A 24,801-nucleotide genomic window follows, 5' to 3' on the forward strand; every position below is an offset into this window, starting at 1 on the left:
TTTAACTAGAAAGACCGAGTATGAAAAAATATCTCCTCACCGTATTGGCAGCGTTAATGCTGGCAGCGTGCGGCTCCACTCCTTCCATGAAGGATATGACTGTTCGCATGGGCGATACCGATAATAGCATTCAAGTTACCGATATGCGCAGCATCGAGCGTAACGGCGTTCTGACCGCTCAAGTAACCATCCAAAACGACAGTAGATCCAATTTAGTTTCTTATCGTTTTAAGTGGCTCGGCAAAAATGGCGTGTCCGTGACGGATGAAGAGGCTTGGAAGCCGGTGACTGTGGGTAAGGGACAGTCGACCGTTATTATGGGCATTGCTCCAACGCCCGATGCCACTGACTTTCGTTTCGAATTAAATCAATATAAGTAATCCTAAGGCTAATCACCATGAACGCAATTAATAAAACCATTCATTTATCCGCTCTCTTATTATCCGTCGCGTTACTTGTCGCTTGCTCTGGCCCACAGGTGCGTTATGGCGATACAAAAACGGTAGAGACAGTAAATGCAAACTATGGATCAACCGATCTGCAAATGATCGCTGAGGCAATGACAAGATCATTGCTGCAATCAAAAGCAATCTCTGGCAGTAAAGATGCGCCGATTGTGACCTTGGCAGATGTGAAGAACAAGACTTCTGAATATATCGATATACGAGTGATCACCGATAAAATCCGTACTCAGCTCATGAAGAGTGGACAGGTGCGTTTTGCGGTGAGCGTGTCTGAGATGCAGAATCAGACTGACGAGCTCAAACGTCAGAACCAATCAGGGTTGTACAAGAACAGCACGATTGCTAAAACTGGCAATATGCAGGGCGCTCAATATCGCATTGAAGGCTCTATTGCATCTATCGTAAAGACCAATAAGGACGTTAAGGATGTCTATTATGTCTTTAACTTAAATCTCATTAATAACGAATCTGGTTTGCTTGAATGGGCAGACGAAAAAGAGATTCGTAAGACGGCTACTCGCTAATTAGCAGTCCATACAATAAAAGAGAAAGAGGACGTTCTCAATGCGTTTAAATAAAATTGCTGTCTTGTTGTGCGCCGGGGCTAGCTTTGCTTTGCTCGCAGGTTGCGCCTCTAAGGCACCACTAGTAAAGCCGGAGTCAGAAATCGTTGGCCAGACGCCAGCGGATCCCCCAAAAAACCCGGTGATTAATGCTGAAGCGCTTAAATCAGAATCAAAGTCTATAGCAGTAACGGACATTTACTTCAAAAAAGAAGGCAAGAACCTAACTTATATTGAAGAGACCAAAACCACTACAGGCAATAGCACTTCATCAGTGATTACGCCAAAGACCGTGGAGGTAGATGTAGATAAAGCGAATGCTTCCGCATTAACTGGCGGCGCCAATTCTTCCGCATTCCCCGTGAAGTTCACAAACTTAGCGGACCCTAAGTCGACAGAGCCAGGCGCCACTCCTGCGTTACCAGCGCCAGATGCATCTGCAACCAGTAATATCGCTAGCACCAATAGTCAGACTCAGAAAAAATCAGGCTATCAAAGTAATATTGAGTATGGCGAGTTGCGTTATCTCGCCAATCCCATTCGTGGTTTATTAATCAAGTCTGGGTACAAGGTGATGCAGGCTAAGCCTTCAGTGGCCATACCAAATCAGGGTGATGAGTATTTTGATATTGTGAAGCGCATCAAAGCGGGCGATTTTACCGATGCCAATTATGTACTTTATGGCGTTTTGGCTGAGGTCTCTGTGACCGATAACGTTGATGCCATTCCCGGTTCTAAATCTACATCACAGCAAGTAACGCTTGAGGTGACGGTTGACTTCAATGTGGTTGATACGCAAACCGATCAGATTGTGGCCTCATTCATTGCCTCTGGTGATGGTAAGGAAGTCAGAATTGACGGCAAAGACAATGGCTTTAAGCCAAGCATGGCTAAGTTAATGAAGCTGGCTTCTTTGGATTTGGCTGAAGATGTAAGGAAGAACTTGGCGAGTCAAAACTTCATTACCAATAATCCAGGCTCCGATGGTGAAAAGTGGAACCTAAAACGCCGCTTAAATGATGATGCCGCCACTCTAAAGGTTTATAAATAACTTTAATAAAAGCTTGCTTACACCTGCACTGGCGGATGCGTCTTCTCATAGCGCTCCGCCGTTCTTCTAAAAAGATAGGGCAGCAAGCATGCAGCCAATCCAAGGCTGATGCTGTTACCGGTCCAAAAGCCATTAGCACCTTGTAAAAACAATGGCGTATTGCCAAATACGTTAAAGCCTAATAGGTAGCCACCGCCTAAGCCCACACCCCAGAGTGATCCTGCGTAAATCAGCATAGGCCAAAAGGCAATGCGATATGCGCGCAAAATAAATGCCGCTGTGACTTGTAGAGCATCAAAGACTTGATAAAAAGCAATAAATAAAAATAGCGGCACTGCAAATACTTTCACTTCTGCGGGCGGGTCGTATAAATCTAGAAGCTCCATTCTGAGCAGCCATACGGCAATGCCAATCGTGATGCAGAGTGCGGTTGTAAAAAATACCGAAGACCAACCAATTTCTTCGGCGCGCTCAGGCTTATTGGCGCCAATCGATTGAGACACTAAAGTCATCGTTGCAATCGAGAGTGATAAAGGCGCCATATAAATAACGGTACCCATGTTGGCAACAATTTGATGGCCAGCCAATGCAGTAGTTCCCAGACGCGCAATAAACAAGGACATAAAGGTGAACGATGTCACTTCAATCAGGTAGCTAAAGCCAATGGGCGTCCCAAGCTTTAGCAAGGTCCAGATGCGATGCCAGTCCGGCAGGCTAAATCGTGCAAATCCAAATCCGCCGTAGATAAACAGTAGATTTAATGGAAGTTTGAGGGCTAAACCAATCAGTTGCACAACAGTAATTACGGCAGGGCGAGATACTGCGTTATGCAAAGCCATTAATACGCGCATTGCCATACTGGCCGGCAATCCAATGGCTAAGATATTGAGATAGAGTTTTGCTTTGCCCTCAATTGCTTCATTCACCTGCGAGATAGCTAGAAGATGATCTGCATTGAGTAAAACAAAGCAACCCAAAATGGTCAAACCAAAGGCTAGCCAGGTTGCCTGCCGAACCTCTTCACCAATAGCTGTCCGGCAATAGGTGCGAGCGCAGAGACAACTCCCGTTAAGCCTACGTAGATGCTGATAAAAATAGCAGATGCCATCGCAAGGGCTGCCAAGTCATCGGCAGAGTAGCGCGCTGTCATGGCTGTATCTAGTACACCAAAAGCAATGACAGCTAACTGACCAATTAATAAAGGCCCAGCTAATTTCAGTAGAGAGGGGATGTCCTCGCGTAAACGCGTTAACTTAAAGTGCAGCATGATTTACTCTGGAATAACTTCGTAGAGACGTAAGCGTTCGTCACGGTCAGCGGCGCGGCGATCTTCCCACAACAAGCTGAGCTTTTTATTGTTAAGTTTTGCGTAAGCCTTTGCCTCTGACTGGCTATGGGTCAACATCCATGGGCAATTAGCATCGTCTCGCAAATTAAGTTTAGTAAAGTAGCTAAATGAGGCAAGTTGCGCAAAGCCAAGATTGCTTGTATCAATGCAGCCGCCACCAGATGGCACTACTTGCGCTAATCGCACTGATACTAAGCGATAGGTTTTGGCGTAATTAATTGTAGGAAGCCATAAAGTCATTAGCAGAACCCACATCAAGGTAGTGCCAGACGCAGAGATGATGAGGCAGCGCCAGATTTCTTTCGGGGCGCGAGAAATTCTCCAGCGCATTACGGATAGCCATATGCCAGTAATAGCAAGTGCCACTACAAAAGCCAAGAGATTAAATTGACTCTCGAATCCCGGAAGAAGACGTGCAATATTGGCGGCAGTCGTTTCTGGGAAACCAGTGACTTTTGCTAGCCAAATAATCCAAATAGCCAGAGCAATCAGCGTGAAGCTGAACATCGCAAACCAGTCGATGAAGCTAATGACACTACGCTTTAGAACGGGCAAGCTAAAGGCGGCAATAATGGAAAGGCTCGGAATCAAGATTAACAAATCATGTTCGTTAGCTTCGCTGCGGAACAAAACATAGATCAAGCTGCCAATAAATAAGCTCAGGGGAATGCAAAGGTGGGGAGTTCGCCAAGCACCAGATGCTTTAGTGCGGCCCCAGTGGGCCAAGGAGATGATTGCCAAGGGCCAGACAGGCCATGCATAAGCCCAAAAGTTGACGCTTAGGAAGCCCAGAGATTCAATCGAAGGGGTTGCGCGCATTTCGGGCATATTGCGCCAACCTTCTTGTGCAATGTGACGCCAGTGAACGGGAAGGTCGGTGAGATACCAAATGATTGGCCAAATCGCAAAGCCAATTAAACCGAGAACGGTGCTGGTAAGTGTCCGGCGAAAGCGTAGTTTGGCATTGCTAGCGATCACTGCAATGATGGTTGAGGTAACAATGATTAGGCTGAGCGTGAGATTGCTCGAAAGAGCGACGATTGCAATGCCTAGGCCGGTCCACAAACCCCCTTGCCATGGCTTATCCAAACCGCGCACTGTGCCGTACAACACAATACTGATCCCCATCAATTGCGCCATCATTGGCGTAGTTTCATGCGCGCGCTGAGCAAGACCTACACAAGCCAGGAAGATGAGTAATGCACCATCTGCTAGTGTCATGCCATAACTCTTCATGTCGGGCTGTCCACCAACTGCGAGTGCCATGGGTTGTACTTCGCGACGGCGGCCTAACAAATAGGTTGCGTACCAGATTGCTAGTGCTGCAGAGAAAAAGCAGGTGGCGGAATATAGGCGGGCAGCGTTTGCAGCGCCAATGAAGGGGCCAAACCATTCAATGAGTGTGGCGCCAATCCAATAAGGCAGTGGAGTGCCTAAAGAGATGTCGCGGCCCGCTAAATGTGGAACGACCCAGTCAAGCGAATTGCCGCGAAATAATGTCCACATACCGCCAAATCCAATCGCATCTTCATTCTTCCAAGGATCACGGAAGAAGAGGCCGGCAAGACCATAGATCAAAGTCAGCGCAAAAATAATGATGCGCGGAATTGATTTAGTAGCGGCAGCGGTAAGTTTGACCATGCATGGAATTAAAAATAAAAAAGGCAGCAAACGCTGCCTTGATTATCTCGCAGAGCAGGTATTTAACATACCCCGCCCCGCGAATAGAAGTGGTTTAAGCCTTCTTCTTAGCTGTTTTAGCAGCGCCATCACCAGTAGCTTTAGCAACAGCTTTGCTACCGAATTTCTGACGGAATTTCTCAACACGACCAGCGGTATCCATAATTTTCTGGGTACCAGTGTAGAAAGGGTGTGATTCAGATGAAGTCTCGATCTTGGCTAATGGATATTCATTGCCATCTTCCCACTTGATTGTCTCTTTAGTAGACATTGTGGAGCGAGTCTTGAAGCTGAAGTTATTAGAAACGTCTACGAAGACGATTTCACGATATTCGGGGTGAATGCCAGGTTTCATGTTGAGTCCTATGAGCGGGTAGCCGTTTGAGCCAAATTGACTTAAATACTTTCCCAGGTTTTAAAAGCAAGTTAATGGTGCTGCACAAAGGCGAAATTATGCCATGAAATCAACAACAAAGCGCTGTTTAGGTGTGTAAAAGGGGCTAAACAGCCCCTTTTTGCCTTCAAATAGTCCCTAGGGGCATTTAAGTTAGCCTCCGCGACGCATTAGGTCGAAGAATTCACCATTATTTTTGGTGGATTTGAGCTTATCAACAATGAAGTTCATCGCCTCAATATCGTCCATATCCGCCAGCAATTTACGCAATACCCAGATCTTCTGGAGGTTTTCAGCTTTAACCAACAATTCCTCACGGCGTGTGCCGGACTTGTTGAGGTTAATCGATGGGTAAACGCGACGCTCAGCCAAACGACGCTCAAGATGAACCTCCATATTGCCGGTGCCTTTGAATTCCTCATAGATGAGGTCATCCATACGGCTACCAGTTTCAATCAGAGCGGTAGCGATGATGGTGAGTGAACCACCTTCTTCAATATTACGAGCTGCGCCGAAGAAGCGCTTAGGGCGTTGCAAGGCATTTGCATCAACACCACCAGAGAGAACCTTGCCTGATGAGGGGACAACTGTGTTGTATGCACGAGCAAGACGCGTGATCGAGTCAAGCAAGATGATCACATCTTTGCCCATCTCCACTAAACGTTTTGCCTTTTCAATCACCATCTCGGCAACTTGAACGTGACGTACAGCTGGCTCATCAAAAGTAGAGGCAACCACTTCACCGCGAACGGAGCGTTGCATCTCGGTAACTTCTTCAGGGCGCTCGTCAACGAGCAACACGATGAGGATGGCGTCAGGATTGTTTGCAGAGATTGCATGGGCAATGTGCTGCATCATCACGGTCTTGCCGGATTTTGGTGAGGCAACGATCAAACCGCGTTGGCCATAACCAATAGGGGAGATCATGTCGATGATTCGGCCGGTAAGGTTCTCTTCGGCCTTGATATCACGCTCTAAGCTAATTACACGGTTAGGGTGTAAAGGCGTTAAGTTTTCGAACATGATGCGGTTCTTGAGGGCTTCTGGAGCCAAACCGTTGATCTTGTCTACTTTTACCAATGCAAAGTAACGCTCACCATCTTTAGGGGTGCGCACTTCACCTTCAACGCTATCACCGGTGTGCAGATTAAAGCGGCGGATCTGCGCAGGAGAAATATAGATGTCATCAGGAGAAGCCATGTAAGAGGCTTCAGGAGAGCGCAAGAAACCAAAGCCGTCAGGCAATATTTCCAAAGTGCCGTCGCCGAAAACGGTTTCACCAGCCTTTGCACGTTTTTTCAGAATAGCAAACATCAATTCTTGTTTGCGCATCCGTTGAGTATTTTCAATCTCCAAGCTAGCCGCCATTTCGAGCAGAGCGGATACGTGGAGGGCTTTGAGTTCAGTTAATTGCATGTGGTTCTCGGGTGTTGGTAAAGATAAGAATGAATTAGGGAAATTTGTTTTGAGGTATCGCTGCGCTGATTCAAATCACGCAGGTATGGAAAACAGAATTTTGGATGTTTGCTAAAAGAAGGGGGAGGTAAATTGCTGGGAATTGGCGCTGTCTTTGATGAATTTCTAAGAGCGCTGAACTGCTGTTAAATGCAATACTACACTAAAAAACGGGTCTGACAAGCACGGTAAAGCGGTAAAAACCACAGGCCTCAGCTGATGAACCTGTGGTCTGAGACTATTTATAGGTGACTATCAATAAAGGCGGTCAACTGGGATTTGGCCAAAGCGCCTACTTTTTGAGCAGCCACGGTGCCGTTTTTGAAGAGGATTAAGGTTGGAATGCCGCGAATATTGAATTGGGCAGGAACGCCTTGGTTCTCATCCACGTTCATTTTTGCGATCTGTAGCTTGTCGCCATACTCGCCAGCGAGCTCTTCCAAGATCGGACCAATCATTTTGCAAGGACCGCACCACTCAGCCCAGAAGTCGAGCAGAACAGGTTTATCGGACTTGAGGACGTCTTGTTCGAAAGAGGCGTCAGTTACATATTTAATGCCGGCACTCATGAAAATTCCTTATTTAGACTTATTTAGCGAGTTATTTAATTATGGCGTTACAGCAGCACTTATATTAGCAATAAGCGGAATGTTCTGCTCAAAACAGATAAATTACTTGATTAATGCCTCAGCCTTTCCCTATCATTTCTGACCAAAAGCAGCCACAAGCCTGGGCAATAACGCCTAATAGCCAAGCGCTCGCCCAATTGGCAAAAGGCATCTGGGATTGTGCAGTGCAAACCAATCAACGCCCTCTAGTGGTGCTTAGTACTGCTGGACCACTCATTGGGGTGAGGGCGGCTTTGGAGCAAAACCGACCAAAAGAGCTGCCAAGCAATATTGCCTTCTTGCCTCAAGTTATTAGCTTCACGGATTGGCTAGAAGCTGCGCCAGGCGCATGGAAATTCCCCAAGAAGCAAAGCGATATTGAGCGATGGTTATCGGTCTATATCAATCTTCGCAAACATCCCAAGCTCAAAACTTGGTTTAAAGCGGAGGGCGATTCAGGCGCATGGGGGCTTGCTAAATCTGTTATTGATGCTTGCGATATTTTGTCCGAGGCCATCATTCCGCAATTGCATGATCAGTTAAATCTTTTCATTGAGAGTGGTGCACTGGATTCAGAATTGTGGACCAAGAAATTAGAAGGGATCTTGGAGAAAACAATCGCACAAGCGTACCCGGATCTCTCGCGAAAAGTAGTTGATCAAGAATCGGAAGTCTTACTCACTTTCTGGCGCTATTTGAGTGGCGCAGGCGACGCAGTCTTTCGCAAGCAATTTGCTATGGCAGCGCACTTGGAATTAGCGGCAGCCTCTCAGAGTCGAGCAAGACCGTTGCTTTGGGTTCAAACGGCAGACCCTAGGCCAATTGACCGCGAGGTAATGGGTAAGTACTTAAACGATTACGCTCAATACGCGCCTGTTGTAGAGGTTGCATTAAATTGGCGGTCTGTTGCCTTATGGTCCGAAGCGCTTGCGGGGGAAAGTTCCTCTGGCGACTTAATAGAGTTAAACGTCGAGCAAGAGCAGCAACTACATGTCAATATCAAAGGAGCTTCTTATAAAGATTGGCATTTAATATCCGCAAGGCGTTTTGAGGAATTAGCATGGGCTGCAACCAAATCGATTGAGGCGCACCTCATTGCCGGCAAGAAAAATATTGCACTAGTTGCACAGGATCGTTTGGCTGCAAGACGGGCGCGAGCATTATTGGCGCGTTTAGGGCCAGCACTGAATATTTGTGATGAAACCGGCTGGAAGTTGGATACCACTCGGGCAGCAGCAGCGTTCAATAGTTGGTTGGAGTTAATTCGAGCTCCAAAGGAGGGGCCAACTGCGAGCGCTTTATTGGAGTTCTTGCAAAACCCCTATATCGATATTCCCACATGTATTGAAAAGTCACCGCAGGCCTGTGTTGGTCTAGTGGCCCAGCTTGAAGATATATTGATTGCTAGTCAGGCAAAGTCTGGCTGGGAAACTTTTTATATGGCTATTGAGCGGGCTAATGCATATGCCGCCAATCATGAAGGCACTCCGAACGAGGCTTTATTAAGGCTACTGCAGTTTGTCAGGGGGCGACACCATGCCTGGCAAGAGATCAATCTTAATTGCGCCAATGCTTACGCACTACTTCAAAAGAACTTGCAAGATACTGGCATGGCTCAGGCCCTGGAAAGAGATGCTGCTGGCAAACAATTGCTCGAAGTAATGAACACTTTTGATTTACGAGCTACTGATTACCACAGCACTGCAATGCGCTTATCCGAGTGGATTAGTCTGATTAAGTCAATCTTAGAAGAGGCTTCTTATGAAGAGGCTGGTACAGAGGCGCAAGCAAATTTGAGCATCCTGCCTTTGAGTTCCGCCCGTTTAAGAAGTTTTGATGCGGTAGTAGTGGTGGGTTGTGATGAGCAGCAATTGCCTGCTTTTTCTGAGCCGCCATTATTTTTCTCGGATGCACTAAATCGTTTACTTAAATCATCAACGATGACTGCGCAATATATTCAGCAGGCGCGTGATTTATCGCAACTATTAATTTCTTGCCCCAATGTAGATTTGCTGTGGCAGAGCAAAAGCAAAAGTGGAGAGCCACTCAGGCCATCAGCCTGGATTCAGCGGCTTCAGGCTGAATTGCCACAATGGAAGGCGGAAGTTTTTAGGCCTGAGTTATCTGTAGGTAAGGCTAAGCCATTACAGCAGTCGGTGACCACTTTGGCCAAAGACTTGCCATTGCCGCCCTCAATGAGTCCTAGCGCCTATAAAGCGCTGAGAGACTGTCCATATAAATATTATGTGCGCAGTTTATTGGGGTTGAGGGAGGCAAAAGAATTTGAAGATGGCTTTGACGCCTCTTTGGCGGGGCAATCTTTACATGCTTTGTTGCGTAACTTTTATCAGGCACTAAAGACTGAAGAACTTAAATCAGATTCACCAATTATTCACAATACGCAAGCTCGTCGCGTGTGGATGGAGCAACAACTGTCCACCATTTCTGAAAAAGAATTTAAGCGCATGATTGAGGGTGACGGCAGGGTGCTTGGTACTTTGAGAGATTGGCAAAAACAAATTCCGAGTTTTGTGGATTGGCAACTCCAACGAGAAGCGGATGGATGGCATTATCAAAATGCCGAGCAAAAAGTGGGATTTGATTTGCATTTTGTGGGGCCTGATGGTGAGGGCCGGGTGATTCGGATCGAGGGACGAGCAGATCGTTTTGATATCAATGCCCATGCCAACGATCAAGCAGAAGTGATTGACTACAAAAATCAGTCGATGACGAAGATTAAAAAGCGTGCCGAACACCTATTGGATGACCCGCAGTTGCTCATCTACGCTAGAGCTGCTAACGAGAGTCCAATTAGCGCCCATCTGCAAGGCCGCCAGGTGAATCGGGCGCAGTGGGTTTCTCTCAAAGTAGATATCAAGAGAGATAAGAAGCTCCAAAGATCGCTGGAAGTAGAGGACGTTTCAGCATTAATGCCGCAGATGAACCAGCAAATGACTGAGGACATACAAAAACTATGGTCCGGTAAAGAGTTGAGCGCGTTTGCGCCCGATGGTGTGTGCCAATACTGCGAGGCAAGAGGTATTTGCAGAAAGGGGATGTGGTGAAAAAGTTTGATAACGCCATAGCCTGCGATCCTCATAAGTCAGTCATTGTTTTTGCCTGCGCTGGTAGTGGCAAAACATGGCTATTGGTTGCGCGCATGATTCGTCTTTTGCTTGCAGGAGCTAAACCACATGAAATCCTTGCATTAACGTTTACTCGCAAAGCAGCGCAAGAGATGCGCGATCGTCTCTATGGCTTGCTACAGGAGTTCTCCACCGCCGATGATGAAACTCTCGTAGGCGAATTAGAAAAGAGGGGGCTTACAAATTCAGAAGCCGTCAAACTATTGCCGCAGGCTAGAGCGCTTTACCTTAAAGTCTTGGCGAGTCCTCAAGCCATTGTGATCGACACCTTTCACGGTTGGTTTGGTCGTTTGCTAAATGCAGCCCCCATCTCAGCTGAGGTGCAGCCCGGCTTTAGTTTGCGCGAGGATGGCAAGAGATTGCTGGATGAATGTTTGGATGATTGGTGGGGCGATCTTCCTGCAGATCTCAAAGCGCACTATGACGTTCTTCTAAAGCAACTCGGTGCAAGCAATACCGAAAAGTTCTTAATGGGTAGCTACGGCTTAATGAAGCAGCGCGGCGCCTGGACTTTCTTTGCTCAATCATGCAAAGCAAAGGGAATCACTCCAATTGAGCATCTCAAGCAATTCTTGCCTAGACTCAATTTGGAAAATCCCTTATTGCACATGTGGAATGCACCTAATGCAAGAGCGGATCTTGAGTTTCTGGTGCGCTGTTTTGCACATAGCAGCACGCAAGAAAGTGAGTTCACGCCACGTTTGGTGTCTGCTTTGGAGTGTATGCAGCGCGGCGGTGATGTGATGGAAGTGGCTTCCGCTCTACAGCTCGTTTTTTTAAATGCCGATGGCCAGTCTCGCTCTAATAACAATAAAGCCCTTGGTGCGATGAAGACCTATCTTAAGAATGAAGGTTTAAGCAATCTCGAGTCAGATCACATTGCCTATAAGCAGGCTTGGGCGCAAGCCTTTGTTGATTTCTTGAATTGGCAGGCTGAAAAAGAAGTTTACGAATTGAATCAAGCTTGGTTTGCCATGAGTGAGCGCATGATGGATCATGCTGCTGCGACCAAAGAAGCAATGCGCGTACGAGATTTTGACGATTTAGAAATCGGCGTGAGTAAGTTGATGGCTGATTCGGCTAACGCAGCCTATTTACAAGCTCGCTTAGATGCTAGGTATCAACATATCTTGATTGATGAGTTTCAGGATACAAACCCATTGCAGTGGCAAATTTTGCGCTCCTGGTTTGAGGGTTATGGCGAAGATAAAAGTAAGCCCAGCGTCTTTATTGTGGGAGACCCCAAACAATCCATTTATCGTTTCCGTAGGGCAGACCCACGTTTATTTGCAAGTGCTAAAGAATTTCTAAAGTCCGAGATGGGCGCGGTAGCGCTAGACCAAGATACAACGCGTCGCAATGCGCCCTGCATTAACGCGGCAGTAAATGCTACTTTTGACCGTTCGCAATTGCCGCCTACTTATGAGTTTAATGAGCAGGACACTTTGTGGAAGCCCTTACCAGATGCTTTACCAAAAGAGGGTGAGGCTGCACTACTGCCGCTCATTCCTTATATCAAAGAAGAGCTAGAGCCACGAGTGGGCAATGCTTTTGACGCTCCTATTACAGATGTCAATCAAACAGTTTCGGTTACTCAGCGCTATCTAGAGGGTCAGGAAGTTAGCCGCTTGATTCGTGAGGTGATGGCAACACGTCAAGTGATCGATGAGAAAGATGGACGCATGGTTTGGCGAGCAGCCAGAGAGAGCGATTTCTTGTTATTGGTGAAACGTCGTAAATATTTGCCACAAATTGAGAGGGCTTTGCGTGAAGTTGATCTGGCCTATGACAGTTCCAGGCTTGGCGGACTACTCAACACTCTTGAGATCGACGACTTGATTGCATTACTCACGGTATTGCTATCGCCACGCCATGATCTGCCTTTGGCGCAGGTATTAAGAAGTCCTATGTTTGCTTTTACTGATCAGCAAATGCAGAGTCTTAGTGTTGCCAAGGCCAATCAGCAGCAATACCGCTCTTGGTGGGATGTCGTACAAGATAGTCAAGATGCCTCAGTTCAAAAGGCTGCTCGCTTTTTGGAACATTGGCGCAGATTGGCTGAGCGTTTGCCAGTACATGACTTGTTAGATCAAATCTACCAAGAAAGTAATTTACGTTTTCAGTATGCAATGAGCGCCCAGCCTTTGGCTCGTGCACAGATCGTTGCGAACTTAGATGCTTTCTTGGAGCTGTCTTTAAATCAAGATGGCGGTCGCTATCCGAGTTTGAGTCGCTTTATCGATGAAATCAATTTAATGCGTCGAGGTGATGACGATGAAACGCCGGACGAAGGAGATGCGGAGGCGGAGTCTGGGGTAGAGCTTGCCGAAGTGGATGTAGACAGCGAGATGTCGGAAGACGACAAGCATCGGCGCGTACGCATTATGACAATCCATGGGGCTAAAGGCTTAGAGTCGCCTTTTGTGATTATTTTGGACGCTAATCATACGGTTGGCGCTGCCGATCATTCTGGTGTTTTGTTGGAGTGGCCACCTAATGATAGAGGTCCATCGCATTTATCGATGTATACCAAATCCGGCCTCACTTCTCCGCGTAGCAAAATTCGAGAAGATGAAGAGGTGATTAGTCAAAATGAAAATTGGAACTTGCTGTATGTTGCGATGACTCGCGCTAAACAAGGGCTGTGGATTAGTGGTGTAGCAAAAGAGCCTACTAGCAATAATCCAGCGGGGTTAGATTCAAAATCCTGGTACGCAAGAGTTCAGTTTGGAAAACTTCCCACTATTGAGCTCGCACCAGAAGGCCCCATTGATAGGGCTAAGTCATTAAGCCCTTCAAAAGAAAGCGCATCAGATGCTTTTAGTATTGAAGACTTCTGCGTTTCCTGGGATCCGTCAAAACTCAGTCATCAACAGCAGCTGCTGGATATTGAGGGTGGCGCCATAGCGCAAGTCATGCAGACTGAAGAAGCGCCTGACCCAGAAATTCTGGAAGAGGGCACGAACTTTCATAAGTTACTTGAGTTCTTGACCTCAGACTCTAGTAATAAAGCAAAGCCACCCATGCCCAGCGAGCAAGAGCTCATAAACTGGCTGGGTGTCGATCAAGAGCATGCAAGCACTTTGATTGCTCGTATTAAGGCGGTGCTAGAGACGCCAGAGCTCAAACGCTATCTGACATCGGGCGAGTGGCTGCAAGCTTGGAATGAGCTGGATATTGCGAGTGAAGACGGCAAGAGCTATCGCATGGATCGCTTGGTGGAGTTTGATGATCATTTGGCCATCATCGATTACAAACTCGCGATTCCAGAGGTGGGCAGCGAGAAGTATGAGAGGTATCGCAAGCAGTTACAGGGCTATCAGACTGAACTTGCCCGAATCAGAAATGACAAACCAAACAAGGCTTACTTGATTTCTGCACAAGGCAAGATTCAAGAGATCCATTAAACTGAACCAAGCGGTTTGGTAGCTTCGCCTTACTTATTACTTCACTCTCCAGGAACTCCCATGGCAATTTCAATGTACCAGGCTTCTATTCCCCAATTTACGAAGATGCTCACTAATCTCTCCAATATTCTTAAAAAAGAGAGGAGTTTGCACGCGCTAAGGGCATGGATGAAGCGGCATGGATGAAGCGGCGGCTTGCTCCAGATATGTTTCCGCTGCCTAAACAAATCCAAATTGCTTGTGATCAAGTCAAAAATGGCATGGCACGTTTGGCTGGTGTTGAGATACCTAAATTTGAAGATAACGAAACTACTTTTGTGCAATTGCAAGACCGCATTGCTAAAACCATTGCTTTTGCTAATAGTCTCAAGCCAGCGCAAGTAGATGGCACTGAGGCAAAAGAAATTAAGTTCTCAATTAAAGAGTGGAATTTTGAGTTTGTCGGCGAGCAGTATTTGCTGACTTGGATCATTCCTAATTTCTATTTCCATGTGACTACGGCTTATGACATCCTGCGTCACAACGGGGTAGAGATCGGGAAGACGGATTACCTGGGCGGTTAAACTAGAGGCTATGGATCACTTTACTAAGCTTGTCGACATTGCGCAGCCTTGGCTGTATCGCGCCAGCATTTATCTCTCAAATGCTTTTGTAGACGATCCAGCGATCCTTGCCTTTGCGTTTTGCTAAGAGCAAAACAGCCCTGAAAAGCCACCTACGGGTGGTATTTTTGTTGCCTAAATTTTGAGCAAATAGCCCTAAAACAACAAAAATAACCCTGTTTTTGCAGTTTTTACATATACTGTATAAACATACAGTATATTAATGACTATGACGCAAGTAATGAACTCCGCAAAAGTAACCCTTACCCAGGCACCACAAGCCTTGGCGGGGCATTTTGCCGCCTATGAGCTCAAGCTTCTAAGCCATCGTATTTCAGCTGGATTCCCTAGTCCAGCGGCAGATTACGCTGAGGATGGCCTGAATTTGAATCATTACCTCGTTCAGAACAAGCCAGCCACCCTCATGTTCACCGTGAAGGGGGATTCCATGCTGGGCGCAGGCATTTGCGATGGCGACAAGGTTGTTGTTGATAAGGCGCTCAAACCAAAACACAAAGACATCGTTGTGGCAGTCGTTAACGGCGGAGTACACCATCAAGCGCCTTTATCAGCTGCGTGGTCGTGTTGAGCTGCAACCAGAAAACCCAAACTATCAACCCATCACCTTTAATGAAGGCAGTGAGTTGCAAATCTGGGGTGTGGTTGTTGGAGTGGTGCGCAAGTACAGCAACGCCAGCACTAGATATAACAAAGAGGGCAAGTGAGATGAATGCACAAAACACTTCAACCCCACTCTTCGCACTCGTAGATGTGAATAACTTCTACGTTTCTTGCGAGCGTGTATTCCAGCCTAAGTTAGAAGATGTACCGATGGTGGTGCTTTCTAATAACGATGGCTGTGCTGTAGCGCGTAGTGCTGAAGTTAAAGTGCTTGGCGTGAAGATGGGCACACCTTGGTTTCAGATGCAAGAGCTGGCTAAGAAGCATGGTATTCAAGCCCAGTCATCTAACTACACCCTATATGGCGATATGAGTAGCCGGGTAGTGCAGGTGCTTAGAGGCTTTACACCAAATTTAGAGGTCTACAGCATTGATGAGAGCTTCTTGCAAATTGAGACTGTCCTCAAGTAATATCAAGACACCATTGAGTTGGGTCAGAAGATCAAAGAACAGGTCAAAGACACTACTGGCTTACCAGTTTGTGTGGGTATTGGCTCTAGCAAGACTTTGGCCAAGTTAGCCAATCACTTAGCTAAAAAGCATCAGCAGTTTGCCGGCGTATGCGATGTGAATGCAATGCCAGAAGAAGAGCTCTATCAGTGGATGAGTGAGACTGAGGTGGGTGAGGTTTGGGGTGTGGGTAAACAAATCGCCAAGAAACTCAAAGCCCAAAATATTCAGAGCGTATTTGATCTCTTGCAAGCCTCACCGCAAGCAATGCGTCAGCAGTTTGGTGTGGTGATGGAGCGCCTTTGTTATGAGTTACGCGGCACATCTTGTTTGCAGTTGGAGGAAGTGGCACCAGCTAAACAGCAAAGCATTGCCTCATGTAGCTTTGGTAAACCTGTAACTAGCCAAGCTGAGCTTGCGCAGTCGGTTGCTACCCATGTAGCCCGTGCAGCAGAAAAACTCAGAGTACAAAACAGCGCTACGGGCGCGTTCACGGTATTTATTCAGACCAATCCGTTTAAACAAAACGAGCCACAACATCATCAAAGCGTCACGATTCCGCTGGCAGACCCAACGGATAACACGTTGACATTAACAAACGCAGCGCTAGCGGGCCTCAAGCAAATTTATCAAGCGAGCTTTCGTTACAAGAAAGCGGGCGTCATCCTCAATCTGATTGGCGACAAACCCACTGCACAGCAATCCTTATTTGAGGATATTGAGACAAAGGGTAAGTCTGCGCACCTGATGAAGACAGTAGATCAGATTAATACACGTTTTGGTAATGCGGTGATCAGATCGGCAGCTGCGATCAAGCAATCGGTCACCGAACTACACAACTCGCTGGGATGAATTGCCAGTGGCGAGATAAAGAAATTCAGTAGCAAATATTAATAAGTAAATAAGACGTAACAACGCATAAAGGAGAAGTAAATGGACGCAATAACCAATTTGATGAATAACTTCAACGGTATTTCATTGGCAGTGATCATGATCCTGTCTTACTGCGCGGTATTAAAAAATACTAAGCGCAATGAAAGCACTAATCAGCAAGTGTTTAGTTGCAAGTATCAGTAAAGAATAAGCAGCAGGCCTGGAAGGGGAATAAGGAAATCACGGATTCCTTATTCCCTAGTAAAGGCTGATTTACTTGGCCTCTAGGGCTTTGCGCAAGTATTCAGAAACATTATCTTGGCGTAACATCCACTGCTTGTAGTCGCTTGGAACTTGGCTGATGAGTTCACCTTTGTGTTTGCCAAAAGGCATAATCTTCGGAACCCTGGCTTTCTCAGACATCTCCCAGAGGGCATCTAAAGAAACTGGATGCAACTTATCGATAATATGTCCAACAATCTTTGAGCAAATCCAAACGTCAGTTAGGGCGCTATGAGCATTGCGCAATTGTTCTCTAGCGGTATCGCGCTCAAAGAAATAGAGTAGGGCGCTTTGGGTGTGGCTATCGAGATCCGGCCAAAGGCTGCGCGCAAGAGCAAGGGTGCAAATACGTTTGACATCGGGCTTGCCAATCGCAACCCAATCAAAATCAATGTTGTGACCAATTAAGTATTTAGTACCAGTCGGCAATCTAAAAGAGCTGCTTGCAGGGCAGTTAACCAACTCTTCATCCATGATGTGATGCGTAGCAAGGGCGCCTAAACTGATTGGCTTACCTGGGTTGTATCGCTGCACCCAGGGATTGCCCACTTCAAATGGATTGAGAGAGGTGACATCAACCGAGGCGGCTTCAATAATGACGGCATCGTTCTTATCGGTTGCTTCTACGTCGAAAATAATGGCTTGGGGCATAAGGACTTTATTGATGTTGTGTGGATATATTGTGCCCTGACTATCTGTTGGCTTACACCTAAATCATCTGAGCCCTCTATTCACGAAGACTTCAAAGCTCTACGCTCAATTTTTCTATGCCAAGGAGGGCTGGCTTTGCGAGTTTCTATTGAGTGTTCTCATAAGCAATTGTAATTATTTCGAATTTCCCTAGACGCACGAACCGTCCTAGTTTTGCTAATTATTTGGACAATTGATGGGGATTTTTAGGATTTTGAAGATCCTTTAAATCGTTGGGGAGGGGTGGATGAGCCAAACCCCCGGCACTGGCAGAGATTAGGTTTGGCTGCTTCGCTCCCGACCTGACCAGGTTATCCAACCCACCATGCGGGGAGGCCCATCCAATTCCATTTTAGCTTGTTAGAATGTAAGACATGACAGCATTGGCATTAGCCCGTTCGTGGCGCCCCAAAACCTTCTCTGAATTAGTCGGCCAAGACCATGTGGTTAAGGCTCTAACTCATGCCCTAGACCAGGGTCGTTTGCATCACGCATGGCTCTTTACAGGCACCCGTGGGGTAGGTAAGACGACGATTGCCCGAATTATGGCTAAGGCACTCAATTGCACGGGAGTGGATGGTTCCGGCAAGATGACTTCAGAGCCTTGTGGCAAATGCCCGGCTTGTATGGAAATCGATGCAGGTCGCTTTGTTGACTATATCGAGATGGATGCTGCAAGTAATCGTGGCGTTGATGATATTGCCGCCCTTTTAGAAAAAGCAGCTTACGCACCAAGCAATGGTCGTTACAAGGTCTACATGATTGACGAAGTGCACATGCTCACCAATCATGCCTTTAATGCCATGCTTAAAACTTTGGAGGAGCCTCCAGAGCACGTCAAATTTATTTTAGCCACTACCGATCCGCAAAAGATCCCAGTAACTATTTTGTCTCGTTGCTTGCAGTTCAATCTCAAGCAAATGCCAGTGCCACTCATTGTTGAGCATTTGGAGAAAGTACTCGCCTCAGAAAAGGTTGAATACGAAGTCAACGCATTGCGCGTCTTAGCTAAGGCTGCTCAAGGCTCTATGCGTGATGCCTTATCACTCACAGACCAAGCTATTGCTTACGCTGCTGGCAAGGTGACTGAAGAGTCTGTGCGCGGCATGCTCGGCACATTGGACGATGCTTATCTCATTCGCATTCTTGATTGCTTAATTGCTAAAGATGGCGCAAGCTTACTCGCAGTCGCGAATGAAATGGGAGAGCGCAGCATGTCTTTCTCATTAGCATTGCAAGATCTCTCAAGCCTCTTGCAAAAAATTGCAGCAGCGCAAGTTGTTCCGGAGTCTGTATTGGATGATTGGCCAGAAGCAGGCGAGATTCGTCGCTTAGCCGGTCTGCTCACAAAAGAAGAGGCGCAGCTCTTCTATCAAATTACGATTACAAGCCGCCCAGACTTATCGCTTGCTCCAGATGAGCAAACCGGCTTTGCTATGACGCTCTTGCGTATGCTGGCGTTTCGCCCGGGTAGTAGTGGAGGAGGTGGTTCATCTCCAGCACCCTCGGCCCCGCCAGTAAATACTGCTCGCCCAGCAGCAACGTCAACAGCACCCGCAGCTAAATCCGCAGCACCAGCTGCAAGAGCATCCACTCCAGCAGCGGTCGCTCAAGCGCCATCAGCGCCAGCTGCCGTAGCAAATTCAGCTGATCGCCCCGATTGGCATGCATTGATGCGTCAGTTGCCAGTAAAAGGTTTGGTTCAGCAATTAGCGTTTCAGACGGAGCTGCAGGATTGGAATGATGCAGCGGCAGGCGTACGCGCAACGATTGTGACTCCGATGCCGCGGTTGGCATCTGAAGCATCCGTTGCTCGTCTTGCTGATGCGCTTACCGCACACTTTGACAAGCCAGTAAAGATCGTGATTGAAAAAGGTGAAGTTGAAGGCAAGACCGTTGCTAAGGTTGATGCCCAGATCCATCAAGAGAAAAGAATGAATGCTGAGCAAATGATCGCAGCCGATCCTTTTATTCAGCAATTAGAAAAAGAGTTTGGTGCCAAAGTAGTTGGTGGCTCTGTAAAACCCCTTTAATGCAGCTTCTTTAATTTAAATATCAATACATAAGCACTAAGGAAATAAAGCGATGATGAAAGGTGGACTTGCTGGCCTCATGAAACAGGCTCAGCAGATGCAAGAGAAGATGAAAACCGCGCAAGCCGAACTGGCAGCGTTGGAAGTGACTGGCCAAGCAGCTGGTGGCTTAGTAAAAGTAACTATCTCTGGTAAATACGAGCTCAAGCGTGTACAGATTGACCCTGGTGCAATGGATGATCGTGAGATGCTGGAAGACCTCATCGTGACTGCCTACACAGAAGCATTTAAGCAGGTAGAGGCAGCAAGCGCACAGATGATGTCTGGCGCAACTGCTGGCATGCCAATGCCTCCTGGTTTTAAGCTTCCTTTTTAATTAATCGACAGCAAATATTTAATGGCGCGCATAGAAGCACCTCAAGATGCACTCGGTCGATTGATTGAGGCATTACGCGTGCTTCCTGGAGTTGGGTCCTAAATCCGCTCAACGCATGGCCTTCTACCTTTTGCAGCACGATCGCAATGGCGCAGCGATACTTGCTCAGTCATTAGGTGAAGCAGTTGAAACTGTTGGACATTGCGCTCGTTGTAATACATTTTCAGAAACGCAGATCTGCAGCACTTGCTCTGACGATCGCCGCGATCCATCGCTCCTGTGTATTGTGGAAACACCTGCCGATCAAGTGATGGTGGAGCAGACCTTAAGCTTTAAAGGCAATTATTTTGTATTGATGGGGCGCCTGTCACCACTCGATGGCATGGGCCCTAATGAGATAGGCTTTGATCGATTACTTGCTCGTATAGAGACTCCTGATACTGGTGTTCCCATTCGCGAAGTAGTATTGGCAACGAATTTCACCAGTGAAGGTGAGGCTACAGCCCATTACATTGGCGAGGTCCTCAAAGCCAAGGGCATCAAGGTAACTCGCATTGCTCGCGGTATTCCCGTGGGTGGAGAGCTTGAGTATGTCGATGCCGGCACATTGGCAAGAGCCTTGATGGATCGCCGTTGATCTTACCCTTATTTGTTTTAAAACTTACCTTAGGTTCATCATGAAAAAATCTACTATTGCTTTGCTTTGTGCCGCTCAAATCCTACGACTAACTTGGGTGTGAATGCGCAAAGGGTGGCAGTGTCAAACTTTGATCGTGATGGTATACGCCTTGCTTATACACTCGATGGCAAATTAACGAGTGTTGAGTCTATTGTTTACACACCGATATTTGGCGCAGATCTATCAGCAACGGAGAGTGCTCAAAAACGATCTGAGAAAATTTCTAAGGTACAGCTCAAAAACTTCATCGACAAGAAAATGCTCACGGGTTCACTCTCAGCTAGCATCATCTCGATTAATCTTGAGCATGCAAGTCAGCAACAGAAAAGTGGCGTGACTGATATGCAAAATCTAGTCGCCTCAGATAGAGAAGTGTTTTTAGATAAAAGCGGTAAAGATATCAATGCCAGCTCAGAGAGCTCTAAGGTGTTAGATGACTCAACCAAATTAAATTGGCCCAGCTATTGGATAAAAATACCGACTGGAGAGATGCAGATGGCGGCATGGTCCTCTCAAGCTCTAAGCCAATCAATAATGGCCAGACACTCGAAGTGATCTATCGCTGGACTGCTAAGCCAAAGAATTAACCAGGCGTCTACGCCTAGCATTTTGGGTTTTGTCGCCCATTTGCCACCAATCTGTCATTGCCACGACATAAAGACTAGGTAAATTGCCTCTTTTTGGGGATAATTTGGCCTGCACCACCCTTGGGCTTCAATCTCAAGCTGTGTTTGCCTAGTTTTCCCCTTCGCGGCATGTTGCTAATGCATAGCACGGGCATCCCAATTAGAAATTGTGAATGACCCGCAAGATTTATCTACTTCTCCTGTTGAGCATGATATGCACCATTTTTGGCGCAACTGCGTTCGCGCAGAAGGCGGGATCAGGCTCGGACCAAATTGCAAGTTTTGCCGCACCTATCGATAATTTCCCAACTGAGGGTGAGTTCTTTGGTTTGCCAGTAAACGTGCACGGTCAAACGACCTACATCAATCAGCGTTACAACAATTTCACCTCTAGTTATTCTGGCGAAAATAGCATGTCATCGCAAAAGTCGATGAGCTATACCTGGTCAGGAACTTTATTTTTTGGTGCGCGCTTAGCTCAAAATACAGATATTTATTTCAACCCAGAAGTAGTATCTGGCGTGCCATTCTCTGATTTATCGGGTTTAGGTGGCTTCTCAAATGGTGAGGCAACCAAAGCGAATGGTGCGCAAGCCAAGTTTTATTCTGCACGCGCTTTTTTGCGTCAAACATTTAATCAAGAGGGCAACAAAGTCCTTCTTGAGAACGAGGCAAACCAGATTACCCAAACTGTTAGCAGTAATCGTGTGGTATTCACCGCCGGACAGTTTTCTACATTAGATATATTTGACGACAGTCGTTATGCCAAAGATCCGCGCATACAGTTTATGAACTGGGGCAATATGACCTACCTGGCCTATGACTACGCGGCTACAGCACGGGCTTGGCGGGTGAGTGGTGCCTCAGCAATTGGGTGATGAGAGCGTCCCGGATGCTTGCGCCCAAGAATCCCAATGGTCGCGATTTGAATTGGCAAATCTTCAATGCTTATGGCGATCAATTTGAGGTTGAGCGCCAACATCAGATTGGCGACTTGCCTGGTAAGGTCAGTGTACTGGCATATCGCAACAGAATGATCTTAGCTCGCTTTCAGGATGCGACAAATTATGGGGTGACTAATAATGCGCAAGGTACACAAGCGATTAATAATGTTCGCAGTAACTATCAATACAAAACCGGTATTGGAATTAACGGTGAGCAAGCTTTAACTAAGGATCTTGGCATCTATGGCCGCGCCTTTACATCTGATGGCCATACAGAAACAATGCCCTTTACTGAGGCAGATAATTCTATGTCGATAGGTATGAGTCTCAATGGCACAAGCTGGAGTCGACCCAAAGATACGATCGGCATTTCCATGATGCAAAATGGCTTATCAAGCTATCGTAAGAACTATCTGCAGACGGGTGGCGTGTCTTACTTTATTGGCGACTATGCTGGCCCAGGTCAATCGATCTCATATCGTCCAGAGCGAATTGGTGAGGTGTATTACAACGCCACCGTGATTAAGAATGTCCTGGCTGGTTTGAACTTTCAGCACATCAATAATCCAGCCTACAACGCGGCCCGTGGCCCGGTAAATATCCTTTCTTTTAGGATTCATGCCGAGTTTTAAGGGTTTTGCCGACTTTAGTGATAATTATTATCTTTAGAATCAATGAGATAGGGATTTCTAATTATTTGACTTTTGTCCCCTATAACCCCTAAAATCCCCTAAATTGGGTGCAGATAGGTTCTAAATCCGCATTAGGGGCTATAAAAACAGCATTTATATTGATTTAGAGGCAGCCGCATTTGTTGATTCTCGGCAAACACAAAACCAGCGTTCTTTATTCGCTCAAAAGCATGACTCCATTTGCCATGGCCGCTTTTGTTGTTTGTGTGCCCACTTTTTCTATTTCTATATCCGCCCAATCTACTGTCGATGGCACTCCTGGAAGTGTGACGATTCAATCCGGTGATACTTCTTTAGCTGCACCACCGTCTATTGGTGCGCAGCTTGGCGCACAAGATCCGAAATCCAAAGCAACGGAGTTGTTTGCTCCCGTAACAAAAGCAAATACCCCAAAGATTTATACCAAGCCTATTTCATCAGGGCCGGCGGAAATGGATTTGCGGCAGCTATGGAATGAGCTCAAGATTAATAACCCGCAGCTTTCTTCATTGCGTGAATCATATTTGTCCGCAAAGGCGACTGTTCCTCAAATTAATGCACCCGCCAATCCCCAAGTGGGAATGGTGTGGTCAGGTATGCCAGTGAATTCTCCCCTTGCATTGGGTGGAGCCAACACTCCATCGCAGCAATACCCCGGAGGCATTAGTAGCAAAACTCAATTTCCGTTGCGCAACCTTTTCAGTTTCCGGGCAAGAAGAGTCTTGTGGCTGAAATTGCCGATACGAACGCAGAGGCCTTGCTTGCCACTTCTGAATCAACTTATTTGCAATTGGGTGCCCAGCTTTCCACCCTCTACTACAACGCATTGGCTGCACAGAAGCAGCTACAGTACTTAAAGAGTCTGTCATGCGCTTGGAAATGATTAAGAGTGTGGCCAAAGCGCGGTATGCGAACAATGCCGCGGCTTACGTCGAGTATCTCAATGCCCAGGTGGCGCAAAGTGCTGCACAGGCGGACCAATTTAACGTAGAGCGTCAACTGCAAGTTGGTCTAAACAATATCAATACTTTGGTCGGCCGTCATTCACGTGAAAAATTAATATTGCGCGGTGATGTACGTCGAGCAATCAACAGCGTTCCAGCTTTAATTGAGTTGGAAGATTATGCAGAGAACAGTCACCCGTCATTAAAGAGTTGAGCACTGCAGTTAGATGCTGCACGCAAGGGCGTGGCGCTTGCTAAGAAGGCATACTTGCCCGACTTCCAGGTTATTGGCTCTTCCTATACGCCGCGCTGCCCATTCTCAGCCAACAACGGTGCTTTGTTTTATCAATTTGAGCTTGATTTAATTATTCCTTTGTATTTCTTTACCAAAGAAAAGTATGGGGTAGAGCAAGCGCAGCGCAATCAAGCGGCCGCTGAAGCCGGCAATATTTCCAATCGTCAACAAATCGTCCTGGCCGTGAATACTGCTTATGCGGCCTACGAGCAAGCCAAGAATCAAACTCAGTTTCTAAAAGAGCGACAAGTGCCTCAGGCGGATGCTGCTTATAAAGTTGGTCTCACTCAGTATTCCAACAATGGGCAAGGCTTTAATGATTTATTGACTGCGCAAACGCAGTTGCGCAATTTAGAAGTGTCGCTGGCTCAGGCTGAAAGTAATCTGCTGCAAGCGCAAGCAGTGCTGATGGTTTCTGCTGGCAAAGAACCTTTTTAAGGGATAGTTTTGAAAGACAAAATTCTTTCGTTTCTAAAAGGCCTCTACGAGAAGGCAAAACCGCATTTGCATAAGGGCGCGCCATGGTGCGCATCATGCAA

At 46.8% G+C, this 24,801-nt stretch carries 22 protein-coding genes, 1 other RNA gene and 4 pseudogenes; 20 read left to right on the plus strand and 7 right to left on the minus strand.

Going from position 1 to position 24,801, the window contains the following annotated elements; all coding sequences use genetic code 11:
• Window positions 1-20 precede the first annotated feature (20 nt).
• Genes DXE27_RS06525 through DXE27_RS06535 form a run of 3 tightly spaced genes read left to right on the plus strand, consistent with a single transcriptional unit; the run spans window position 21 to window position 2,078 of the window.
• Entirely contained in the window at window positions 21-380 is a 360-nt protein-coding gene (locus DXE27_RS06525; protein WP_128113359.1) for a YcfL family protein, read from the plus strand.
• Between the two features lie 17 nt (window positions 381-397).
• The gene (lpoB, locus tag DXE27_RS06530) at window positions 398-988 is read left to right on the plus strand and encodes a penicillin-binding protein activator LpoB (protein WP_128113360.1); all 591 of its coding nucleotides are present in this window, start codon (window positions 398-400) and stop codon (window positions 986-988) included.
• Between the two features lie 40 nt (window positions 989-1,028).
• Complete coding sequence (locus tag DXE27_RS06535) at window positions 1,029-2,078, plus strand: hypothetical protein (RefSeq protein ID WP_128113361.1); 1,050 nt, start codon at window positions 1,029-1,031, stop codon at window positions 2,076-2,078.
• 17 nt (window positions 2,079-2,095) lie between these two features.
• Here the strand turns inward: DXE27_RS06535 and DXE27_RS06540 are convergent.
• The 5 genes and pseudogenes from DXE27_RS06540 to trxA all read right to left on the minus strand — a co-directional run bounded on the left by DXE27_RS06540 (window position 2,096) and on the right by trxA (window position 7,524).
• Window positions 2,096-3,345 (minus strand): annotated as a pseudogene (locus DXE27_RS06540) (MATE family efflux transporter).
• 3 nt (window positions 3,346-3,348) lie between these two features.
• Window positions 3,349-5,067, minus strand: a complete 1,719-nt coding sequence (locus tag DXE27_RS06545; RefSeq protein WP_128113362.1) for an ArnT family glycosyltransferase — start codon at window positions 5,065-5,067, stop codon at window positions 3,349-3,351.
• Window positions 5,068-5,161: 94 nt separating this feature from the next.
• A complete protein-coding gene (locus tag DXE27_RS06550; protein ID WP_128113363.1) occupies window positions 5,162-5,461 on the minus strand; it encodes a type B 50S ribosomal protein L31 in 300 nt (99 codons plus the stop codon).
• Between the two features lie 192 nt (window positions 5,462-5,653).
• On the minus strand, window positions 5,654-6,916 hold the full coding sequence (gene rho / locus DXE27_RS06555) for a transcription termination factor Rho (RefSeq protein WP_128113364.1): 1,263 nt from the start codon (window positions 6,914-6,916) through the stop codon (window positions 5,654-5,656).
• A gap of 281 nt (window positions 6,917-7,197) precedes the next feature.
• Window positions 7,198-7,524, minus strand: a complete 327-nt coding sequence (gene trxA / locus DXE27_RS06560) for a thioredoxin TrxA (RefSeq protein ID WP_068321063.1) — start codon at window positions 7,522-7,524, stop codon at window positions 7,198-7,200.
• A 113-nt stretch (window positions 7,525-7,637) separates the two neighbouring features.
• Here trxA and DXE27_RS06565 point away from each other — a divergent pair, with 113 nt between their 5' ends.
• The 8 genes and pseudogenes from DXE27_RS06565 (at window position 7,638) to DXE27_RS08960 (ending at window position 16,926) form a co-directional block, all read left to right on the plus strand.
• Window positions 7,638-10,628: a PD-(D/E)XK nuclease family protein gene (locus DXE27_RS06565; protein WP_128113365.1), complete on the plus strand. Its 2,991-nt coding sequence runs from the start codon at window positions 7,638-7,640 to the stop codon at window positions 10,626-10,628.
• Window positions 10,607-14,116 carry a UvrD-helicase domain-containing protein gene (locus DXE27_RS06570; RefSeq protein ID WP_231969707.1) on the plus strand — a complete coding sequence of 1,170 codons (3,510 nt, stop codon included), beginning with the start codon at window positions 10,607-10,609 and terminating at the stop codon, window positions 14,114-14,116. The genes DXE27_RS06565 and DXE27_RS06570 overlap by 22 nt, the downstream gene beginning before the upstream one ends.
• A gap of 60 nt (window positions 14,117-14,176) precedes the next feature.
• Window positions 14,177-14,679: pseudogene (locus DXE27_RS06575) on the plus strand (DUF1993 domain-containing protein).
• A 262-nt stretch (window positions 14,680-14,941) separates the two neighbouring features.
• Entirely contained in the window at window positions 14,942-15,307 is a 366-nt protein-coding gene (locus DXE27_RS10080; protein WP_269459806.1) for a LexA family protein, read from the plus strand.
• Window positions 15,189-15,443, plus strand: a complete 255-nt coding sequence (locus DXE27_RS10085; protein ID WP_269459807.1) for a LexA family protein — start codon at window positions 15,189-15,191, stop codon at window positions 15,441-15,443. Before DXE27_RS10080 ends, DXE27_RS10085 begins: the two co-directional genes overlap by 119 nt.
• A gap of 1 nt (window position 15,444) precedes the next feature.
• Window positions 15,445-16,545, plus strand: a pseudogene (locus tag DXE27_RS10455) (Y-family DNA polymerase); the annotation flags it as partial.
• A 109-nt stretch (window positions 16,546-16,654) separates the two neighbouring features.
• On the plus strand, window positions 16,655-16,720 hold the full coding sequence (locus DXE27_RS10460) for a DUF4113 domain-containing protein (protein ID WP_231969870.1): 66 nt from the start codon (window positions 16,655-16,657) through the stop codon (window positions 16,718-16,720).
• A 62-nt stretch (window positions 16,721-16,782) separates the two neighbouring features.
• Window positions 16,783-16,926: a hypothetical protein gene (locus tag DXE27_RS08960; protein ID WP_172457121.1), complete on the plus strand. Its 144-nt coding sequence runs from the start codon at window positions 16,783-16,785 to the stop codon at window positions 16,924-16,926.
• Window positions 16,927-16,995: 69 nt separating this feature from the next.
• Here the strand turns inward: DXE27_RS08960 and DXE27_RS06590 are convergent, their stop codons facing one another.
• The gene (locus DXE27_RS06590; protein WP_128113367.1) at window positions 16,996-17,655 is read right to left on the minus strand and encodes a putative quorum-sensing-regulated virulence factor; all 660 of its coding nucleotides are present in this window, start codon (window positions 17,653-17,655) and stop codon (window positions 16,996-16,998) included.
• Window positions 17,656-17,937: 282 nt separating this feature from the next.
• Window positions 17,938-18,036, minus strand: an RNA gene (gene ffs, locus DXE27_RS06595) — signal recognition particle sRNA small type.
• A gap of 32 nt (window positions 18,037-18,068) precedes the next feature.
• On the opposite strand from ffs, the gene dnaX reads away from it, so the two are divergent.
• The 9 genes and pseudogenes from dnaX to DXE27_RS09765 all read left to right on the plus strand — a co-directional run bounded on the left by dnaX (window position 18,069) and on the right by DXE27_RS09765 (window position 24,700).
• On the plus strand, window positions 18,069-19,727 hold the full coding sequence (gene dnaX / locus DXE27_RS06600; RefSeq protein WP_128113368.1) for a DNA polymerase III subunit gamma/tau: 1,659 nt from the start codon (window positions 18,069-18,071) through the stop codon (window positions 19,725-19,727).
• 52 nt (window positions 19,728-19,779) lie between these two features.
• Window positions 19,780-20,103 carry a YbaB/EbfC family nucleoid-associated protein gene (locus DXE27_RS06605; RefSeq protein WP_072582156.1) on the plus strand — a complete coding sequence of 108 codons (324 nt, stop codon included), beginning with the start codon at window positions 19,780-19,782 and terminating at the stop codon, window positions 20,101-20,103.
• A 21-nt stretch (window positions 20,104-20,124) separates the two neighbouring features.
• Window positions 20,125-20,740 (plus strand): annotated as a pseudogene (gene recR, locus DXE27_RS06610) (recombination mediator RecR).
• 120 nt (window positions 20,741-20,860) lie between these two features.
• Entirely contained in the window at window positions 20,861-21,337 is a 477-nt protein-coding gene (locus DXE27_RS06615) for a hypothetical protein (protein WP_128113369.1), read from the plus strand.
• A 280-nt stretch (window positions 21,338-21,617) separates the two neighbouring features.
• Entirely contained in the window at window positions 21,618-22,286 is a 669-nt protein-coding gene (locus tag DXE27_RS09745; RefSeq protein ID WP_231969708.1) for a hypothetical protein, read from the plus strand.
• On the plus strand, window positions 22,286-22,984 hold the full coding sequence (locus tag DXE27_RS09750; RefSeq protein WP_231969709.1) for a carbohydrate porin: 699 nt from the start codon (window positions 22,286-22,288) through the stop codon (window positions 22,982-22,984). The genes DXE27_RS09745 and DXE27_RS09750 overlap by 1 nt, the downstream gene beginning before the upstream one ends.
• Before the next feature lie 763 nt (window positions 22,985-23,747).
• The gene (locus tag DXE27_RS09755) at window positions 23,748-23,906 is read left to right on the plus strand and encodes a hypothetical protein (protein ID WP_231969710.1); all 159 of its coding nucleotides are present in this window, start codon (window positions 23,748-23,750) and stop codon (window positions 23,904-23,906) included.
• A complete protein-coding gene (locus tag DXE27_RS09760) occupies window positions 23,891-24,181 on the plus strand; it encodes a hypothetical protein (protein ID WP_231969711.1) in 291 nt (96 codons plus the stop codon). The genes DXE27_RS09755 and DXE27_RS09760 overlap by 16 nt, the downstream gene beginning before the upstream one ends.
• Window positions 24,182-24,211: 30 nt before the next feature.
• On the plus strand, window positions 24,212-24,700 hold the full coding sequence (locus DXE27_RS09765; RefSeq protein ID WP_231969712.1) for a TolC family protein: 489 nt from the start codon (window positions 24,212-24,214) through the stop codon (window positions 24,698-24,700).
• Window positions 24,701-24,801: the final 101 nt, after the last annotated feature.

The organism is Polynucleobacter necessarius (assembly GCF_900096755.1).
Lineage (GTDB): Bacteria > Pseudomonadota > Gammaproteobacteria > Burkholderiales > Burkholderiaceae > Polynucleobacter > Polynucleobacter necessarius_K.